This is a genomic window from Pararhizobium capsulatum DSM 1112 (assembly GCF_030814475.1).
GTDB classification, from domain to species: domain Bacteria; phylum Pseudomonadota; class Alphaproteobacteria; order Rhizobiales; family Rhizobiaceae; genus Pararhizobium; species Pararhizobium capsulatum.
In genome coordinates, this window is sequence record NZ_JAUSVF010000001.1 from 1,804,331 (window position 1) to 1,823,508 (window position 19,178).

Here is a 19,178-nt window from a genome sequence, read left to right on the forward strand (position 1 = left end):
CAGAACTGGTTTTCCAGTTGGAAAGCCGGGGTGCGCATAGTAATTGATCGCACATGCTGTTCTGGATCCTCGTTCCCATCCTGACGGCGGCTGTCGCCGCCGTTCTGCTTCTGCCGCTGATGCGGGCGGATGCGCGCACCGAAATTCCGCAATCCCACGATGTCGAGGTCTATCGCGACCAGCTGGCCGAGCTGAAGCGTGACACGGCCAATGGTCTGATTTCCGGAGACGAAGCCGAGTTTGCACGCGCTGAAGTGGCGCGGCGGTTGCTCGTGGCAAGCGATGCCGTCAAGATGGCTGCACCTGTTGCCAGGCGCCGGGCAAACCGGATTGCACAGGCTGCAGTTATCGTCTTTCTGCCGCTAACGGGGCTCTGTCTTTACTTGGCGACGGGGCGTCCGGACATGCCGGATGCGCCGCTCGCCGCTCGCCTTGCCAACCCCGGCGACGATATCAACATTCTGGTTGCCAAGGCTGAGCAGCATCTTGTCAAGAACCCCGAAGACGGGGCGGGATGGGACCTGCTGGCGCCGATCTACTTTCGGGAAGGCCGGGTGGAAGACGCAGGCGCGGCATATCAGAATGCGATCCGGATTCTTGGGCCCACTCCAGCCCGGCTGGGCGGCTATGCCGAGAGCCTGATTGCACTTTCGGGTGGGTTGGTGACTGTCGATGCCCAAGCGGCATTGAAGCAGTCTCTGGCGATCGAGCCGGATGACCCGCGCTCCGAATATTATCTGGCGCTGGGTCTGAAGCAGCAGGGCAAGACCGAGGAAGCCCGCAACGCTTTTGAAGCGCTCGTGCGCTCGTCACCGGCCGAAGCGCCTTGGTTGCCACTCGTCAACAGCCATCTGGCAGAATTGCAAGGCGCTGCAGTGATGGGGGAGCGTGCGCAGAGCGCACCCGGCAATCCGACGCAAGCGGATGTTGCTGCTGCCCAGACGATGAGCGGTTCCGATCGCAACGCGATGATCGAGGGCATGGTCTCCAATCTTGCTGAAAAGCTGGAGCAGGACCCCAATAATTTCGAAGGCTGGATGCGGATCATTCGTTCCTACACCGTGCTCGACCGAAAGGCTGATGCGAGCGAGGCATTGCGCCGCGGACTTGCGGTGTTTCCTGCGGAAAGCCAGGAGGGGCGCGGCCTGCTGGCGCTTGCCCGCGAACTCGGCCTTTCCGCCGACAAGGATGTGAAATGACCCGGAAGCAGAAGAGACTGGCAGTTATTTGCGGCGGTGTCGGTTTCATCCTGGCAGCCGTGCTGCTCGTGATGTTCGCCTTCAGCCAGTCGGTGGCCTATTTCTATGTGCCGGGCGATCTTGAGAAGACCACGCTTGCACCTGGAACGCGCATTCGCCTGGGGGGGCTGGTGGAAGACGGCTCTGTCAAACGTGGCGAGGGTACGACGATCAGCTTTGTGGTTACCGACACGATCAGCACTGTACCCGTAAGTTATACCGGAATTCTGCCGGACCTTTTCCGCGAAGGCCAGGGGGTCGTGGCGGAAGGTGCTTTTGATGCCGGTGGCAAGCTCTTTGTTGCTGATACCGTTCTTGCCAAGCATGATGAGACCTACATGCCGAAGGACGTGGCCGACAGGTTGAAGGCCCAGGGCGTTTCGCTCGGCGGCAAGGAGACGATCCGATGATTATCGAGTTCGGTCATTATGCGCTGGTACTGGCGCTTGCGACCTCGATCCTGCAGTCGCTGCTGCCTGTTATCGGCGCCTGGCGGGGCGAGCGGTCACTGATGCAGAGTGGCACGACCGCTGCAATCACAAGCTTTGCACTGGTGGCGCTTTCCTTTGCGGTTTTGACCTATGCGCATGTGACGTCCGATTTCTCGGTGGCGAACGTGTGGGAGAACTCCCACTCGATGATCCCGCTGCTCTATAAATATTCGGGTGTCTGGGGGAACCACGAAGGCTCGATGCTGCTCTGGCTGCTGATCCTGACGTTGTTCTCCGCGCTTGTGGCGGTCTTTGGCCGCAATCTGCCGGATACGTTGCGGGCAAATGTGCTCGGCGTGCAGGCCTGGATTGCCACCGCCTTCAGTTTGTTCATCCTGTTGACCTCGAACCCATTTAACCGGCTGATGCCGGCGCCGGGCGAAGGCCGCGATCTCAATCCGGTCCTCCAGGATGTGGGTCTCGCGATCCATCCGCCACTGCTTTATCTCGGCTATGTCGGGTTTTCGGTTTGTTTTTCCTTTGCGGTGGCCGCGCTGATCGACGGCCGGATTGACGCGGCATGGGCGCGCTGGGTGAGGCCCTGGACGCTGGCCGCCTGGACATTTCTGACAGCCGGTATCGCCATGGGGTCCTACTGGGCTTACTACGAACTCGGTTGGGGTGGCTGGTGGTTCTGGGATCCGGTCGAAAACGCATCCTTCATGCCGTGGCTTGCGGGCACGGCATTGCTTCACTCGGCGCTGGTGATGGAAAAGCGGGAGGCCTTGAAGATATGGACGGTGCTTCTGGCGATCCTGACCTTCTCCCTGTCGCTGCTTGGAACGTTCCTTGTGCGATCCGGGGTGCTGACCTCGGTCCACGCGTTTGCCAATGATCCGACCCGCGGCATTTTCATCCTCGTCATTCTCGTGCTCTTTATCGGTGGTGCGCTCTCGCTGTTTGCTTTCAGGGCTGTGCGGCTCAAAGCGGGTGGCCTGTTTGCTCCGATTTCGAGAGAAGGGGCGTTGGTCTATAACAATCTCATCCTGACGACAGCGGCGGCAACGGTTCTCACCGGAACGCTCTATCCACTGGCGCTGGAGGCATTGACCGGCGCCAAGATTTCGGTCGGACCGCCGTTCTTCAACATGACTTTCGGGTTGCTGATGCTGCCGCTGCTGCTGGCGGTTCCATTTGGACCCTTGCTTGCCTGGAAGCGCGGCGATTTGCTTGGAGCGGCACAGCGGCTCTTTGCGGCAATCGGGCTTGGGCTGGCGGTTGCTCTCGGTGTGTTCTATGCGCGCTATGGCGGGCCGGTGATGGCGGCTGCCGGTATCGGCTTGGGCATTTATCTGATTGCGGGTTCTCTGACCGATCTGGTTTTGCGTGCCGGGATCGGGAGGTTGCCATTGGCAACTGCGTGGGCGCGGCTGAAGGGCCTGCCGCGTTCCTCCTTCGGAACAACGCTTGCCCACGCCGGCGTTGGCGTCACGCTGATAGGGATCGTGGCGGTCACTGCCTACGAGACGGAGACGATCGTCGAGATGAAGCCGGGCACGACGGTCGAGGCGGGCGGTTTTACGCTGCGTTTTGACGGAATGCGCGAAGGCAACGGGCCGAACTTCACGGAAGAGTCCGCGCATTTCGACATCCTGAGCGGCGGTGTCGTGGTGAGCGACTTCTGGTCCTCCAAGCGCATCTACACGGCACGTCGCATGCCGACGACGGAGGCGGGTATCCGCACCTTCGGCACCAGTCAACTCTATGTTTCGCTCGGCGATCCCGCGCCCGATGGTGCGATGGTGATACGCATCTGGTGGAAGCCGTTTATCCTCTGCATCTGGGGTGGGGCAGTGCTGATGATGATTGGTGGAGCTATTTCACTCAGCGATAGGCGCCTCCGCGTTGGGGTGCCGAAGAAGGCGAAGCCGCAACCGAAACTTGTCCTGGAGCCGGCCGAATGATGCGTCGGTCTATCCTTGCCCTGATCGTCCTTCTGTTGGCGGCGCCGGCATTTGCCGTCAATCCGGATGAGGTGATGAAGGACCCGGCGCTCGAGGCGCGCGCCCGCGCGCTTTCCGGCCAACTGCGCTGCATGGTTTGCCAGAACCAGTCGATTGACGATTCCAATGCCGAGCTCGCCAAAGATCTGAGAGTACTCGTGCGGGAGCGCATTGCCGGTGGCGATAGTGACGAGCAGGTGATCGCCTATGTCGTGTCCCGCTACGGCGAATTCGTCCTTCTGAAGCCACGCTTTGAAACCAAGACGCTTGTTCTTTGGGGAACGCCCGTGGCCTTGCTGGTTATCGGCGCCATCGCAATGGCTCTTGCCGCGCGTCGCAGGACCGGAAAGATAACCGGAACCGCGCTGACTTCCGATGAAAAGGCGCGTCTCGACGCGTTGCTCAAGGACGAAACCACCTGATATCGCGGATTATTTTTCGCCCGTTCGAACATTACCAAAAATTCATTCGGCGGACACGCATCGGTAAGGTGGCTGCGCCTATTTCTTATCTCAACGATCGCTTTCCCCTCGCGATCTGTTCCAGAAGAGAAAAGGCAAATTCGATGTTCAAGCCCTCGCGCCCCTCCCTGAAAACCGTGTTGAAGACATCGACCGTGGCCGGTCTTGCGGCGGTCATGCTGTCGACGGGTATCCCCGCTGCCATCACCCATTCCTTTGCCGCTCCGGTCAAGGTTGAAGCCCCGCAGGTTCCGAGCTTTGCCGACGTAGTCGACGCCGTTTCGCCGGCCGTCGTTTCGGTTCGTGTCCAGTCGCGCGCCAATCCTGTTTCCGACGACGCGTCCAACGGCTTCAGCTTCGACTTCGGCGGTCCCGGCTTTGATGAACTGCCGGACGATCATCCGCTGAAGCGTTTCTTCCGTGAATTCGGTGGCCCGAACGGTGGTGGCGATCGCCACGCTGAGCGTGACCGTCCGCATCTCGGCAAGCCCGGCCCCGGCCGCCTGCGTCCGACCTCGCAGGGCTCCGGCTTCTTCATCACCGAAGATGGCTACCTCGTTACCAACAATCACGTCGTTTCCGACGGTTCTGCGTTTACGGTCGTTCTCAACGACGGTACAGAGCTTGATGCCAAGCTAATCGGCAAGGACAGCCGCACCGATCTGGCCGTGCTGAAGGTCGATGACAAGCGCAAGTTCACCTACGTAAACTGGGCTGACGACAGCAAGGTTCGCGTTGGCGACTGGGTCGTTGCCGTCGGCAATCCTTTCGGTCTTGGCGGTACGGTGACGTCGGGCATCGTTTCGGCTCGCGGCCGTGATATCGGCTCCGGCCCATACGACGACTACCTGCAGGTTGATGCGGCCGTGAACCGTGGTAACTCGGGCGGCCCGACCTTCAACCTCTCTGGCGAAGTTGTCGGCATCAACACCGCGATCTTCTCGCCTTCCGGCGGCAATGTCGGTATCGCCTTCGCGATCCCGGCCTCGGTTGCCAAGGATGTCGTTGCCGACCTGATGAAGGATGGCTCGGTCTCGCGCGGCTGGCTCGGCGTGCAGATCCAGCCGGTCAACAAGGACATCGCCGACTCGCTCGGTCTGGCAGAGGCCAGCGGGGCGCTTGTCGTCGAACCCCAGGCCGGATCGCCCGGTGAAAAGGCTGGCATCAAGAAGGGTGACGTCGTCACCGCCGTCAATGGCGATCCGATCAAGGGTCCGCGCGAGCTTGCCCGCAAGATCGCGACGATGCGTCCCGGAACAACCGTCGATGTCGCCCTGTGGCGTGACGGCAAGTCGATCAGCGTCAAGCTGGAAATCGGCACCCTGCCGGCCGACACTCAGGAAGCCGCAGCCGATCCGGAACAGCAGCAGGAAGATCAGGCACCCGCCAGCGAGAAGGCACTCGCCGACCTCGGTGTAACTGTTGCCCCCTCCGATGACGGCAATGGTGTCACGATCGCCTCTGTCGATCCGGACTCGGACGCCAGCGATCGCGGCCTGAAGGAAGGCGAGAAGATCGTCTCGGTCAACAACCAGGAGGTCAAGTCGGCTGACGACATCCTCAAGGTGATCGAGGCCGCCAAGAAGGACGGTCGCAGCAAGGCGCTGTTCCAGATCGAGGCGGACAACGCCAGCCGCTTCGTCGCCCTGCCGATCGACCAGGGCTGAGGCGCGCAGCTCTAAAGCGTATCGCGCCGCGAGACCGAAAGGTTTCGCGGCGCCTTTCGTTTCGCCGATAACCTCGCTGTCAAAGGCGCAGGCAAAGCCGGTTGTGAAAGGTGAGGGTCCGGGACTATGGTCACCCGTATGAAGATTCTGATTATCGAAGACGATCTCGAAGCCGCCGCCTATCTTGCCAAAGCCTTTCGCGAGGCCGGTATCGTATCGGACCACGCCAGTGATGGCGAAAGCGGGCTGTTCATGGCCAGTGAAAATGCCTACGACGTGCTGGTGATCGACCGCATGCTGCCGCGACGCGACGGGCTGTCGGTGATTTCCGAACTGCGGCGCAAGGGTATCCATACACCGGTTCTCATCCTCTCAGCACTCGGCCAAGTCGATGACCGTGTCACCGGTCTTCGCGCGGGCGGCGATGACTATCTTCCGAAACCTTACTCGTTCAACGAATTGCTGGCGCGCGTCGAGGTCCTCGGTCGCCGCAAGGGCGCGCCGGAACAGGATATGGTCTATCGGGTCGGCGATCTCGAGCTCGACCGGCTGTCCCATACCGTTCGCCGGCAAGGCAAGGAGATCGTTCTACAGCCGCGTGAATTCCGGTTGCTCGAATATCTGATGAAGAATTCGGGGCAGGTGGTTACGCGCACCATGCTTCTGGAGAATGTCTGGGACTATCATTTCGATCCTCAGACCAACGTCATCGACGTGCACGTATCGCGGCTGCGCTCCAAGATTGAGAAGGATTTCGATGCGCCGCTGCTGCGCACCGTGCGCGGGGCGGGCTACATGATCAAGGATGAGGCGCGAGCTGACGGATGAGCCGGCTGCGCGTTCTTTTCCGCACGACAGCAGTTCGCCTTTCGGCGGTCTATCTCATCCTGTTTTCTCTCTGTGCCGCTTTTCTGGTCATCTACGTGACGGCGATGTCGCAGCGTCTGCTTGAGCAGCAGACGCGCGATGCCGTGAACGCTGAAGTGGAGCAGATCGAGACGATCTACAACAGGGCCGGCGTCAATGGCCTGTTGCGCACGCTTGAACGTCGCGCCCGCCAGCCCGGGGCTAATCTCTACGTGATCGCCGGGCCGACCGGCGAAATCCTCGCCGGCAACGTCGCCTCGCTCGAGCCCGGATTGCTCGATCACGAGGGGTGGACGGGCCAGGCGTTTCGCTATCAACGCTACACCGACGAAAGCCGGAAGGAGGCGCATGTGGCGCTCGCCCATGTCCTTGTGCTGGACAACGGCTTGCGTGTTCTGGTCGGGCGAGACTTGCAGGAGCCGGAAAAATTCCGTGTTCTCGTCCGACAGGCGCTCATGGTGGCGCTCGGCATCATGGGCATCGGCGCTCTCATCATCTGGTTTGCCATCGGCCGCAATGCCCTGAAGCGGATAGACCGGATGTCGGACGCCAGCACCCGCATCATGGCCGGCGATCTTTCGCAGCGTTTGCCGATGAGCGGTTCCGGTGACGAGTTCGACCGGCTTTCGGAATCGCTGAATGCCATGTTGGGACGCATCGAGAAGCTCAATGAGGGGCTGCGTCAGGTCTCCGACAACATTGCCCACGACCTGAAGACGCCATTGACCCGGCTACGCAACAAGGCAGAGGCCGCACTTGCCCACAAGACGACCGCCAATGGCTACCGGACATCGCTGGAAGAAATCATTGGGGAATCCGACCAGCTCATTCGCACGTTCAATGCGCTGTTGATGATCTCGCGTGTCGAAGCGGGTGGTGCTGCGGCGGAAATGAGCGATATCGATCTTGCAACCATCGTCGCGGACTGCGTCGAGCTCTATGAGCCGGTGGCGGAGGAGCAGGCGTTGCGGCTGATCGCGGAGGTTCCGGGGCCGCTGCATGTCAGTGGTAACCGGGAACTAATCGGTCAGGCACTCGGCAATCTCATCGACAATGCCATCAAATATGCCGAGGGCGCCGAAGATCCGGAAATTCGGGTCTCACTTGCACGGCGCGGCGAATTCGCAGTCATCGCGGTTGCGGACCATGGGCCGGGTGTACCCGCTGGCAAACGCGAGGATGTCGTTGCACGTTTCGTGCGTCTGGACGACAGCCGTTCGAAACCAGGAACCGGGCTCGGACTGTCTCTCGTCGAGGCTGTGATGGAGATGCATCACGGTTCCCTTGAGCTCAGCGATACGACACCGGAGAGCCAGACTCCTGGGCTTACAGTCGCAATGGTATTTCCGGCAGGGGCAGACTGAACGCAGATGCGATCGAGGACGAGAGTGTGGCTTTGTCCGGCAGAATGGTTCCATTTAACAATGAAGCGCTCTAGCCTGCTCACGCTGGAATCGATTTCTGGCGGGAGGAAATATGACAAAGACCGATACTCGGCGGCTAGGAGATATCCAGGCTTCTCCTATTCGGCCGGCAAGCCAGACGGAGATGCGCTCCGTCCTTTCCGATCTCAAGGATATGGGAAAGAGCGAACCTACGATTGCGGCGCTGGTCGCTGTGGAAACGCCGGTCCGGGATTTTGTGGTGGCGGCGTTCTCGCTCTCACCTTTTCTGCGCGACATGGCCGTTGCCCGCCCGGCCATGCTGGCGGAGGTTCTCGAACAGACGTTGACGGACTATCTCGACAAACGCATCGGCGTTGCCCGCAATGCCTGGCGCGGCGGCGAGGCCGGCATTGCTCTGTCGGATGCCGAAATCATGACGCGGCTCAGGATCGCCAAGCGTGAGGTGGCCTTCGCTGTGGCACTCGCCGATCTTAGTCGCCTGTTTGATGCGCGCGAAACAACCCGTTGGCTGAGTGATTTTGCCGGTGCTGCCGTGTCAGCGACGGTCGATCATCTGCTGTTGAGCGCGAGCGACGCGGGAAAATTGCATGTCTTGGACAAGGACCTGCCGAGCAACGATTCCGGGGTGGTCGTTCTCGGCATGGGAAAGCTCGGGGCGTTCGAGCTGAACTATTCTTCCGATATCGACCTCGTCGTTTTCTACGAGCCGGATGCAGCGCTTATTCGCGATCCCGCGGATGCACCGGAAACATTCGGCCGCTTGCTGCGCCGGTTGATCAGGATTTTGCAGGAACGCACGGGTGACGGTTATGTGTTTCGTACCGACCTGCGCCTGCGGCCTGATCCCGGTGCGACGCCGCTCGCCATTCCAGTGGAAGCCGCGATGCTCTACTACGAGGGCCGTGGACAGAATTGGGAACGGGCGGCCTTCATCAAGGCGAGGCCGGTTGCCGGTGACCTGAAGGCGGGCGAGAATTTCCTGCGTGAACTGACGCCCTTCGTTTTCCGCAAATATCTTGATTACGCGGCGATTGCAGACATCCACTCGATCAAGCGCCAGATCCATGCGCACAAGGGCCATGGCGAGATTGCGGTGAAGGGCCACAATATCAAGCTCGGCCGAGGCGGTATTCGCGAGATCGAGTTTTTCGTCCAGACACAGCAGCTGATTGCCGGCGGCCGCATGCCGGACCTCAGATTGCGCGCTACGGAACCGATGCTGGCCGGGCTTGCCAAGGCCAACTGGATCGACACGGAAACCGCCGAAGAACTGACCGCCGCCTACTGGTTTCTGCGGGACGTCGAGCATCGCATTCAGATGGTGCGCGACGAGCAGACCCATATTCTGCCGACGACTGAAGCGGACCTGAAACGCATCGCCTACATGATGGGCTTTGCCGATGGTGCCGCTTTCTCGAATGCGCTCTCGAAAGTCCTGAAGACTGTCGAGCGACGCTATTCCCAGCTGTTCGAACAGGAAGCGCACTTGTCCGGTGAGGCCGGCAATCTCGTTTTCACCGGACAGAAGGACGATCCCGATACTTTGGAAACCTTGAAGTCACTCGGTTTCGAGCGGCCGCAGGACATTTCCCGCACGATACGCACCTGGCATTACGGCCGATATCGCGCCACCCAGTCGGTCGAGGCGCGCGAGCGGCTGACGGAGCTGACGCCGGAACTGTTGCGGGTTTTCGGCCAGAACAAGCGCGCCGACGAGGCGCTTTTGCGCTTCGACCAGTTCATCTCAGGACTGCCGGCCGGCATTCAGCTCTTTTCCCTGCTCGGCAACAATCCGGGGCTGCTTTCGCTAATCGTCAACATCATGTCAACGGCGCCTCGACTGGCCGACATCATCGCCGGCAGGCCGCATGTCTTCGACGGCATGCTCGATCCGCGACTTCTCGCCGAGCTGCCGACACGCGCCTATCTTGCCGAGCGGATCGAGGGATTCGTGTCAGGTGCGCGCCACTACGAGGATATTCTCGATCGCCTGCGCATTATCGCGGCCGAACAGCGCTTTCTGATCGGCATCCGGCTTTTGACCGGTGCCATTACCGGCGCACAGGCTGGCCATGCCTTTACCGATCTCGCCGACCTGATCATTGCTGCAGCTCTCGACGCTGTTTTGGCCGAGGTTCAGGTTGTTCACGGCACCTTGGCCGGCGGCCGGGTCGCGGTCATTGGCATGGGCAAACTTGGCAGCCACGAGCTGACAGCAGGGTCGGATGTTGATCTGATCCTGCTCTATGACTACGCTCAGGATACGCTGGAATCCGATGGCGCCAAGCCACTCGATGCCGTGCGCTATTTCACCCGGATTACCCAGCGGTTGATCGCGGCACTTTCCGCGCCGACTGCCGAAGGTGTTCTCTACGAAGTGGACATGCGCCTGCGCCCTTCCGGCAACAAGGGGCCGGTGGCGACGCGGATCAATGCATTTGCAAAATATCAGCGCACCGAGGCATGGACCTGGGAACACATGGCGTTGACACGGGCGCGGCCGCTTTGCGGCGATCAGAGCCTGATCATGGAAGCCGAGGCAATATTCGGCGAAGTATTGGGCCAGAAGCGCGATGTCTCAAAGGTGACGGCGGATGTTGCCGAGATGCGCGGTCTCATAGACAAGGAAAAGCCGCCGAGCGATCTGTGGGATTTCAAGCTTATCCCGGGCGGGCTGGTCGATATCGAATTCATCGCGCAATATCTCGCCCTGATCGCGCCGGCGAAGGACCTCCCGCCGCCGCCAGCTGGAGCATCCACCTTCGACGTCTTGAAAGTGCTTGGGCCGACGTTGATGGAGCCTGCAGCCCTGGATACGGTTCTGGAAGCTCTGTCGCTTTTTACCGAGCTGTCGCAGATGGTGCGTCTGTGCATCGAGGGTGATTTCGAACTGAAGGATGCGCCATCAGGCCTCGTCGATCTGCTTTGCCGGGCAGCGGATACACCGGATGCCAAGGTGCTGGAAGCGGATATCCGCCGGCTTTCGAAGGCCGTTCGGCGGATTTTCCAGGGTATCGTGAAAGTCTGACTTTTATACGCAGTTGGGAATACGTACGCAGATGATCGTACCGACATTCTCTTGCGAGTAGATCTTCATCGCCCCACCGTGCAGCAGCGTCAACGAGCGAGAGATCGCAAGTCCGAGGCCCGACCCGCCCTTGCTCTTGGCATATTGGCTCTGCACCTGCTCGAAGGGCTGGCCGATCTTCTGTAGTGCCGCGCGGGGGATGCCGATGCCGGTATCGGCAATCGTAAGCGTAACGGCACCGGCGACCTTCTTGGCCCGCAGCGAAATCCTTCCGCCTTCGTTGGTAAACTTCACTGCATTGGACAGGAGGTTCAAAAGCACCTGCTTCATCGCCCGCCGATCCGCGATCATGGTGAGACCGGAGGAAATTTGCTGATCGACACAGATATTCTTCTGCTCCGCGGGGATTGTCGTCAGGCGCAATGTCTCTTCGATCAATGGGCCAAGATCGATGGTCTCGCGGTTGATCTGCAGGTGGCCAGCCTCGATCTTCGACATATCGAGGATATCGCTGATGACGTTCAGAAGATGCTTGCCGCTGTCATGGATGTCGCGTGAATATTCGTCGTATTTTTCCGAACCGAGCGGCCCGAACATCTGGTTCTGCAGGATTTCTGAGAATCCGAGGATTGCGTTGAGTGGCGTGCGAAGTTCGTGCGACATGTTGGCGAGGAATTCGGATTTCGCCCGGTTCGCACCTTCGGCACGTTCCTTTTCCGCCTGATAGTTGGCGTTGGCCACGGAAAGTTCAGCCTTTTGTCTTTCCAGCGTGATACGCGATGCGGAAAGATCGCCGATCGTCGCCATCAGTCGGCGCTCGGATTCGCGCAGCCGCACCTGATGGCGTTTGAGGAGCGTGATGTCCGTTCCGACCGACACGAGGCCGCCGTCACGGGTGCGTCGTTCGTTGATCTGCAGCCAGCGCTGGTCGGCAAGCTGAACCTCGGAGGTCTGCGAATGGTTGGAGTGATCCGGATCGGCAATGCGACGCTCGATGATCGGGCGTGCTGCTGCGCTCATCACGGTGATGCGGTCGGTGCCAGGCACCAATACCTCGTCGGGCAGGGCATAGGCCTGCTGGTAATGGGTGTTGCACATAACCAGGCGGTCGTGCTTGTCCCATAGCACGAAGGCTTCGGACGTGCACTCGATCGCGACGGCCAGTCGCTGGTCGGCTTCGGCATAACGCTGTGCGAGCCGATGCTGCTCGGTGACGTCCATGGCGATACCGATCAGGTGGATGCGACCTGACGTGGTGCGGATCACCTGGGCGCGGGCGCGCAGCCAGACGTAGTGACCCGCCGCGTGGCGCATGCGAAAGACCTGATCGATCTGCGGCGTGTCACCTTTGGCGATGGCGCGCGCCACCTTGTAGATGCCATTGTCATCCGGGTGCATCAGGCGAGCAGCGTCGCCGAAGGAGAGCACGCTTGTGTGCGGGGCCATGCCCAGCATCTCATACATGGAACGCGACCAGAAGAGGCGCCGGTTCGGCAGATCGAAATCCCAGAGGCCACAACGGCCACGCGACAACGCCGTTTCGACGCGAAGATTGGATTCGGCGAAAATCTGATCCGCATCGCGGGCGCGTTTGGCCTGGATGTAGTAGGCGTAAAGGATCACGAGCAGGATGGCGGAGATGCCGGCAAACAGCGTGACGTTCAACGACACTTCGTCGCGCCAGAGCTTTTCGATCGGCGCTGTCGGGGTGGCGACGAGCAGGGTTCCCGTGGTGCCCGGAACCTGCACGAGGGCAACGACATGGGCAGCACCTCCGATCATCGTCTTCAAAACGGTCGAGCGTTCGCCGAAATATTGAAAGGCAGCGACTTCCGGTGCAATGGTGGAGAGGGGGAGGCCGGTATAGCCGGAGCCGGAGGCTGAACTCGCAAAGATCCGGCCATCTGCCCGCACAGTCAGGATGAATGCGTCCTTTGCCAGAACATCCGGGGCAATGCGGGCGGCAAGACGCTGCTCGACATCCGACCGGCGCGCCTCATTGAAGAGGGCCGCTGCACCTTCTTCAAGGCTGGCGCTCGCCGCGACAGCGGCCAGCAGAGTACCCTGGCGAACGCTTTCCTCCATTCGGGAATATTCGACCATGATGCCGTTTGCGCGCGACATGGCCACGACAAGCAGGAAGGCGATGATCAGGATGGGGATGGAGCGCTTGAGAAGCGGCTCGGCGCGAGCAAGGCGCAGAGCGGCAGGCTCGGTGAAGATCCGCGCGTGCTGGATGATCTCCTTTTCCAGCGCCAGAAAGCCCGGAAATTTGGGTCGCAGCCGCCCTTCGGCCGCGCGTCCCCGCTGCGCTTCCGCCATCTTTGTCAATCTGTAAACCCTCGTTTGATTCGCCGCGCCGCTCGCCCGAATCTGACTCAATGAATCAATTGTGATTCGCCTTGTCCAGAGGAAATCGTAAAACTTTATTAACCATTTATAATCATTGGAAAATGGTAGATGAATGTGCTTGCGCTTCGATCGAGGCGTCCTGCGGAGCAAAAAAGAGCTTTATTATCAAATTCTTATAAGAAAACCTTCAAACCGCCCAATTGGACGGTTTGAAGTATGACGAGTGACTAATATCTTGTCGCGGATAGGCAATTTCCGCGTCAGCCCTTGAGCATGCGCTCGACGATATCGCTGACGTCGGCGGACAGCTTCGAAGCACCGGCAATGTCACGAAGCGCGTTGCGTGCATGGTCGGCGCGTTGAGACTCGAGTGAGCGCCAGGACCGCATCGACGTGAGGATACGTGCAGCGAGTTGCGGGTTCTTCGGATCCATCGCCAGAATGTTCTTTGCCAGGAACCGATAGCCTTCGCCGTCGGGCCGGTTGAAGCCTGTAGGATTGGCGAAGGCATAGGTGCCGAGCAGAGAGCGGACGCGGTTCGGATTGGACGCGTTGAAAAGGGGATCGTCCATGAGCGCCTTGACACGCTGCAGGGCGCCGTCCCCGGGAATGGTCGCCTGAATGCCGAACCACTTGTCGATGACAAGCGCGTTGTCTTCAAAGCGGATCTTGAACTCGTCCAGCGCCTCCGTCGTGCTGACATCATGCGGAAAGCGATGTGCAAGAATGGTCAATGCCTGGCTGAGATCCGTCATGTTGTTGGCGTCACGGAAGGCCTTGATCGCCCGTTCTGCCTGATTCTCGGCATAGACGAGATAGGAGAGGGCGCTGTTGCGCAAAGCACGGCGTCCGGCGCTTGCCGCGTCCGGGCTGAAGGAGCCGCTTACGGCCATGTTCTCGACAAGCCGCGCGAAGACGTCGCGACCTGCTTTTGCGATTGCCGTCATGACCTGCTGGCGGCCGGAATGGATGGCGTCGGGATCGTTGTTGCTGCCGATTTCGCGGGCGATATCCGCTTCGCTCGGAAGTGCCAGCACCTGGGCGCGGAAAGCCGGCTCCAGCGTCTCGTCCGCTGCGGCGGCAAGCAAGGTTTCCACCTGGGAAGGATCGACACTTGCAGGCTCCCCCTTGCGGGCGCTTTCGGTTGCAGCAACGAGGTTCGGGGTTGCAAGATCGTTGAGGGCCTGCCAGCGGGCGAACAGATCACTTTCGTGACGTGCGATGTGGGCACGGTCAGTAGCCGACTGTTCGAAGTGCAGGTTGATCGGCGTCGAGAAACCCCGATTGAACGAGACCACAGGACGCGAGGAAATGCCTTCGAAGACCACGGTCTGCTTGCGCTCGACGAGGTGAAGGACGTCGCCGGTCACTTCGCCGCCCGCAACGGATGTCGCGGTAGCCTCGCTGCCATTCGGCAGCAGCAGGCCAAAGCGCAGCGGGATGTGCATCGGCTCCTTGTCCGGCTGGCCAGGGGTAGCAGGCACCATCTGCTCCAGCGCCATCGTCAGGCTCTGCTTTGCTGTGTCGTATTCGACCGAGACGCTGACGAGGGGGGTGCCGGCCTGATGGTACCAGAGCGCGAATTGCGTAAGATTGCGGCCGCTTGCGTCTTCGAAGCAGCGCACGAAATCCTCAATCGTCACGGCCTGCCCATCATGGCGGACGAAATAGAGGTCCATGCCCTTCTTGAAGAGATCGGCGCCGAGTAGCGTCGCGATCATACGCGTAACTTCGCTGCCTTTTTCGTAGACTGTGGTTGTGTAGAAGTTATTGATTTCGCGATATTTTGTCGGACGAACCGGATGTGCCAGCGGCCCGGCATCTTCCGGAAACTGCTCCGATTTCAGGTGCCTGACTTCGGCGATACGCTTGACGGCGCGCGAGCGCATGTCGGCGGAGAATTCGTGGTCGCGATAGACCGTCAGGCCTTCCTTGAGGCAGAGCTGGAACCAGTCGCGGCAGGTGATGCGGTTACCGGTCCAGTTGTGGAAATACTCGTGCGCGATGATGGCTTCGATGTTGGCATAGTCGGCGTCGGTCGCCGTCTCCGAGTCGGCCAGCACGTATTTGTCGTTGAAAACGTTGAGCCCCTTGTTTTCCATAGCGCCCATGTTGAAGTCGGAAACGGCGACGATCATGAAGATATCGAGATCATATTCACGGCCGAAGACGTCTTCGTCCCATTTCATCGAGCGCTTCAACGCGTCCATCGCATAGGCGGCACGCGGCTCCTTGCCGTGTTCGACATAGATTTTCAACGCGATGTCGCGGCCGGACATGGTGGTGAACGTGTCTTCGACCACGCCGAGATCCCCGGCAACGAGCGCAAAGAGATAGCTCGGCTTCGGATGCGGATCGAACCAGGCGGCGAAGTGCCGGCCATCCCCCATGCCTGCGCCGCCCAGGAAATTGCCGTTTGAAAGCAGGAGCGGCGCCGTTGCCTTCTCGGCGATGATGTTGACGGTATAAACCGCCAGCACATCCGGACGGTCCGGGAAATAGGTAATGCGGCGGAAGCCCTCGGCCTCGCACTGGGTGCAGTAGATGTTCTTGGTCCGGTAAAGCCCCATCAGTGTCGTATTGGCTTCCGGGTTGATTTCGGTCGTGATCGTGATCTCGAAAGGCGCTGATGCCGGCAGGTTTCGAATTGTCAGGCTGCTTTCAGCGGCATCGTAGTGGGCGGGCTCTATCGTTTCCTGGTCGAGCAGCAGCCCGGTCATCTTGAGTTCGTCGCCATCCAGGACGAGGGGAGCGTTGACGTCCACATTTTCCCGGCGGTGGAAGATAAGCCGGGCTTCGACTTTTGTTTCCGTGGGATCGAGTTCGAAGGTTAGGTCCACGCGCTCCAGGATGAAATCGGTCGGCTGATAGTTTTCGAGATGAATGATTTCGCCGGTATCTGTGCGCATCGTATGTTCCGTGTTGGTCTGCCCCGCTTCAGTTGCGCGGCGACGCCTCGATCTTCATTGTCGGGTACCGGTAAACCGGCCATCCTTCGTACCATCCGCAAGGCAGTCCTATCCGATCGTGACTTGCGGTCTCTAGGAGACTTACGAAATTCGCCCTAACAATACTTAAATCCGTGGATCATTTCGGGACACTTACGGGAAATTCACGGATCACCCTGCTGGCAAAGGTAGGGGATTGAACCGCAGGCATCAAATATTTCCGATCAATATCACGAGAATTGATCCATTTATGGTCCGGAAATGAGTAGGATCGTGGCGCGCTTCATGGATTCGACCGTTTTGCGCATCACCCCGAATATGGAGCCAACGCTCCGTTCCAGCCTAGTTAAGTTCGAGCCTGTCTTCATGCATGGCGAATATCCCCACCCTTTGAAGGGTATCTCCCTCAAGGTTTTTTCCGTCGTCGTTTTTGTCGCGATGTCGACGCTTATCAAAGCGGCGGGAAACAACATCGCCACGGGCCAGATCACCTTCTACCGATCTGCATTCGCGATGGTGCCAATCCTCGCCTATCTGGCTTTTACCGGGCATCTGCGCACCGCCTTCCATACGAAGGATATTTTCGGCCACCTGATGCGCGGCTTCATCGGTATCGTCTCTATGAGCTTCGGGTTTTACGGTCTGGTACACCTGCCTTTGCCCGAAGCAATCGCTATCGGTTATGCAATGCCACTGCTGGCCGTGGTGTTCGCAGCCGTGTTCCTGAAGGAAACGGTGCGGATCTATCGCTGGACAGCGGTGCTGGTCGGCCTTGTCGGCGTGGTGATCATCACCTGGCCCCGCCTTACTCTGCTCGATCAGGGCGGGCTCGGAACCGGCGAGGCACTTGGTGCGCTTGCGGTGCTTGCATCCGCCACCCTCGGCGCCGTAGCCATGGTGCTGGTGCGCAAGCTACTGGCGCGCGAGAAGACCCATACGATCGTGCTTTATTTCTCGCTCTCGGCTTCCTGTTTCTCGCTGCTGACCCTGCCGCTGGGTTGGGAACCCATGCCTTTGAGCTCCTTCCTGCTGTTGATGATGGCAGGCTTTTGCGGCGGCATCGCACAGCTTCTGCTGACGCAAAGCTACCGCTATGCCGATATGTCGACTATCGCACCTTTCGAATACACCTCGATCCTGCTCGGCATCATCATCGGCTATTTTCTGTTCGACGACGTACCGACGCGCACCATGCTGGTTGGCACGGCAATCGTCATCAGCGCGGGCATCTTCATCATCTGGCGGGAACACAAGCTCGGCCTCGAGCGGCGCGGCGCGCGCAAGCACATCACGCCACAGGGCTGACGTAAATCAGGCCGGACGGCCCGAAGTCTCATTGTCCGCGTTGATGGCCTGGTTCATGGCGTTGACGGCTTCGGTGCCGGGTGTCGGGACCGTGTTGGCCTGAAAGTCTGTCTTCCCCACAAGGCCGTCCTTTGCGTTGCGCTTGGCAATACGCCAGGCGGCATAGGCGCCGTAGGCGGCAAAATAAATAGCGAGAACGACAAAAAGGGATGCAGGCCCAAAACGGTCCATTACCGGGCCGACCATCAGCGGCCCCGAGATTGTTCCGATGCCGTAGGTGATCATCATGCCCGAGGAAACCTCGACATACTCGTTCGGGCGGGCGAGGTCGTTCGCATGGGCGACATTGAGCGCATAGATCGGGAAAAGAACCGAGCCGACAAAGGCCGCGATGATGTAGAGCGTGATAGGCGATGCATTGACGGCAAAGACCATGGCAAGGCAGGACCCAACGCCGGCGATGCCGCAGCCGACCATGACGATGCGCCGGTCCATACGGTCGGAGGCGCGGCCGATCGGGATTTGGGAAATCGAGCTGCCGAAGAGGAGGGCGGCGAGCAACGTCGCACCTTCCGCGGTCGAAAGCCCGATCTTTTGGGTGAAGACGCCACCGAGATTGAGCCACGCCCCCGCCATGGCGCCGGCAAGGAACGCGCCGACGATAGCCACCGGCGAGCGGCGAAACAGGCCGGCGAGATCGAAGCGGGCCTGTGCCGGCGGGGCTGGCATCGTCTGGGACGATAGGGCGGTTGGCAAAAGCGCCAGTGAAAACAGCACACCGCAGAGAATGAACAGTGAGGTGTTTGTCGGGTCGCCGAGCGGTACGAGATACTGCCCGCCAATGGTTCCGACCATCGTGGTGATCAGGTACACCGAAAACAGCATGCCACGGTTTTCGTTGGTGACCTGTTCGTTCAGCCAGCTTTCGATGACCAGGTAGCTGCCGGCGATGGCAAAACCGGAAATCGCACGAAAGAAGATCCAGGCCCGCCAGTCGATGACGAGCCCGCAAAGCAGGATAGCGATGCTCAAAAGCGTGATCAGCGCGGCGAACACCCGCACATGCCCCACGCGCAGCACGAATTTCGGCGTAACGATGCAGGATAGCGTGAAGCCCAGCGTATAGCCCGTGGCGATGAAGGACACCGTCATCGTCGACCAGCCTTCCGCCACGGACCGAACCGGCAGCACATAGCTTGCAAGACCGAACCCGACCATCATCAGCAACGTGGACAGCATCAGGCTCGAAACGGAGAAAAGGCTGCCAAGCATGAAGGCTCCAGAGCGCTCCGACGGTCAATTTTGATCATGTCGGGGGAATGCAGACGACAGAGGGGCACAAGGCATTGGCCCCTCGCAGGTGCGAACGAGTGTCGCTCTAATCAATTCCGCAGACGCTGTCGATTGCGACAGGCCTTGGCGCAAAGATTTTAAACAGTTCGGGGGAGTAAGGCATTGCCCGCGAATGCAGG

The 19,178-nt window shown here is 59.9% G+C and carries 12 protein-coding genes; 9 read left to right on the top strand and 3 right to left on the bottom strand.

Annotated features, from left to right (window positions below):
• Positions 1-53 precede the first annotated feature (53 nt).
• The 8 genes from ccmI to QO002_RS08720 all read left to right on the top strand — a co-directional run bounded on the left by ccmI (position 54) and on the right by QO002_RS08720 (position 11,101).
• Positions 54-1,199 carry a c-type cytochrome biogenesis protein CcmI gene (gene ccmI, locus QO002_RS08685; RefSeq protein WP_307228664.1) on the top strand — a complete coding sequence of 382 codons (1,146 nt, stop codon included), beginning with the start codon at positions 54-56 and terminating at the stop codon, positions 1,197-1,199.
• A complete protein-coding gene (gene ccmE / locus QO002_RS08690; protein ID WP_307228666.1) occupies positions 1,196-1,648 on the top strand; it encodes a cytochrome c maturation protein CcmE in 453 nt (150 codons plus the stop codon). The genes ccmI and ccmE overlap by 4 nt, the downstream gene beginning before the upstream one ends.
• Complete coding sequence (locus QO002_RS08695; RefSeq protein ID WP_307228668.1) at positions 1,645-3,633, top strand: heme lyase CcmF/NrfE family subunit; 1,989 nt, start codon at positions 1,645-1,647, stop codon at positions 3,631-3,633. The genes ccmE and QO002_RS08695 overlap by 4 nt, the downstream gene beginning before the upstream one ends.
• The gene (locus tag QO002_RS08700; RefSeq protein WP_307228670.1) at positions 3,630-4,094 is read left to right on the top strand and encodes a cytochrome c-type biogenesis protein; all 465 of its coding nucleotides are present in this window, start codon (positions 3,630-3,632) and stop codon (positions 4,092-4,094) included. Before QO002_RS08695 ends, QO002_RS08700 begins: the two co-directional genes overlap by 4 nt.
• 143 nt (positions 4,095-4,237) lie before the next feature.
• Positions 4,238-5,800 (top strand): Do family serine endopeptidase, encoded by a 1,563-nt coding sequence (locus QO002_RS08705; protein ID WP_307228672.1) that lies wholly within the window; start codon positions 4,238-4,240, stop codon positions 5,798-5,800.
• A gap of 126 nt (positions 5,801-5,926) precedes the next feature.
• Positions 5,927-6,628, top strand: coding sequence for a response regulator transcription factor (locus tag QO002_RS08710; protein WP_307228674.1), 702 nt, complete (start codon positions 5,927-5,929; stop codon positions 6,626-6,628).
• Positions 6,625-8,031, top strand: coding sequence for an ATP-binding protein (locus tag QO002_RS08715; RefSeq protein WP_307228677.1), 1,407 nt, complete (start codon positions 6,625-6,627; stop codon positions 8,029-8,031). Before QO002_RS08710 ends, QO002_RS08715 begins: the two co-directional genes overlap by 4 nt.
• Positions 8,032-8,143: 112 nt before the next feature.
• The gene (locus QO002_RS08720; RefSeq protein ID WP_307228679.1) at positions 8,144-11,101 is read left to right on the top strand and encodes a bifunctional [glutamine synthetase] adenylyltransferase/[glutamine synthetase]-adenylyl-L-tyrosine phosphorylase; all 2,958 of its coding nucleotides are present in this window, start codon (positions 8,144-8,146) and stop codon (positions 11,099-11,101) included.
• 3 nt (positions 11,102-11,104) lie between these two features.
• Here the strand turns inward: QO002_RS08720 and QO002_RS08725 are convergent, their stop codons facing one another.
• Positions 11,105-13,432: a PAS domain-containing sensor histidine kinase gene (locus tag QO002_RS08725; RefSeq protein ID WP_307228681.1), complete on the bottom strand. Its 2,328-nt coding sequence runs from the start codon at positions 13,430-13,432 to the stop codon at positions 11,105-11,107.
• A 281-nt stretch (positions 13,433-13,713) separates the two neighbouring features.
• On the bottom strand, positions 13,714-16,362 hold the full coding sequence (pepN, locus tag QO002_RS08730) for an aminopeptidase N (protein ID WP_307228683.1): 2,649 nt from the start codon (positions 16,360-16,362) through the stop codon (positions 13,714-13,716).
• 405 nt (positions 16,363-16,767) lie between these two features.
• On the opposite strand from pepN, the gene QO002_RS08735 reads away from it, so the two are divergent.
• The gene (locus tag QO002_RS08735) at positions 16,768-17,706 is read left to right on the top strand and encodes a DMT family transporter (RefSeq protein ID WP_307233266.1); all 939 of its coding nucleotides are present in this window, start codon (positions 16,768-16,770) and stop codon (positions 17,704-17,706) included.
• A 6-nt stretch (positions 17,707-17,712) separates the two neighbouring features.
• Here QO002_RS08735 and QO002_RS08740 read toward each other — a convergent pair whose 3' ends face one another.
• Positions 17,713-18,978, bottom strand: a complete 1,266-nt coding sequence (locus QO002_RS08740; RefSeq protein ID WP_307228685.1) for an MFS transporter — start codon at positions 18,976-18,978, stop codon at positions 17,713-17,715.
• Between the last annotated feature and the right edge of the window lie 200 nt (positions 18,979-19,178).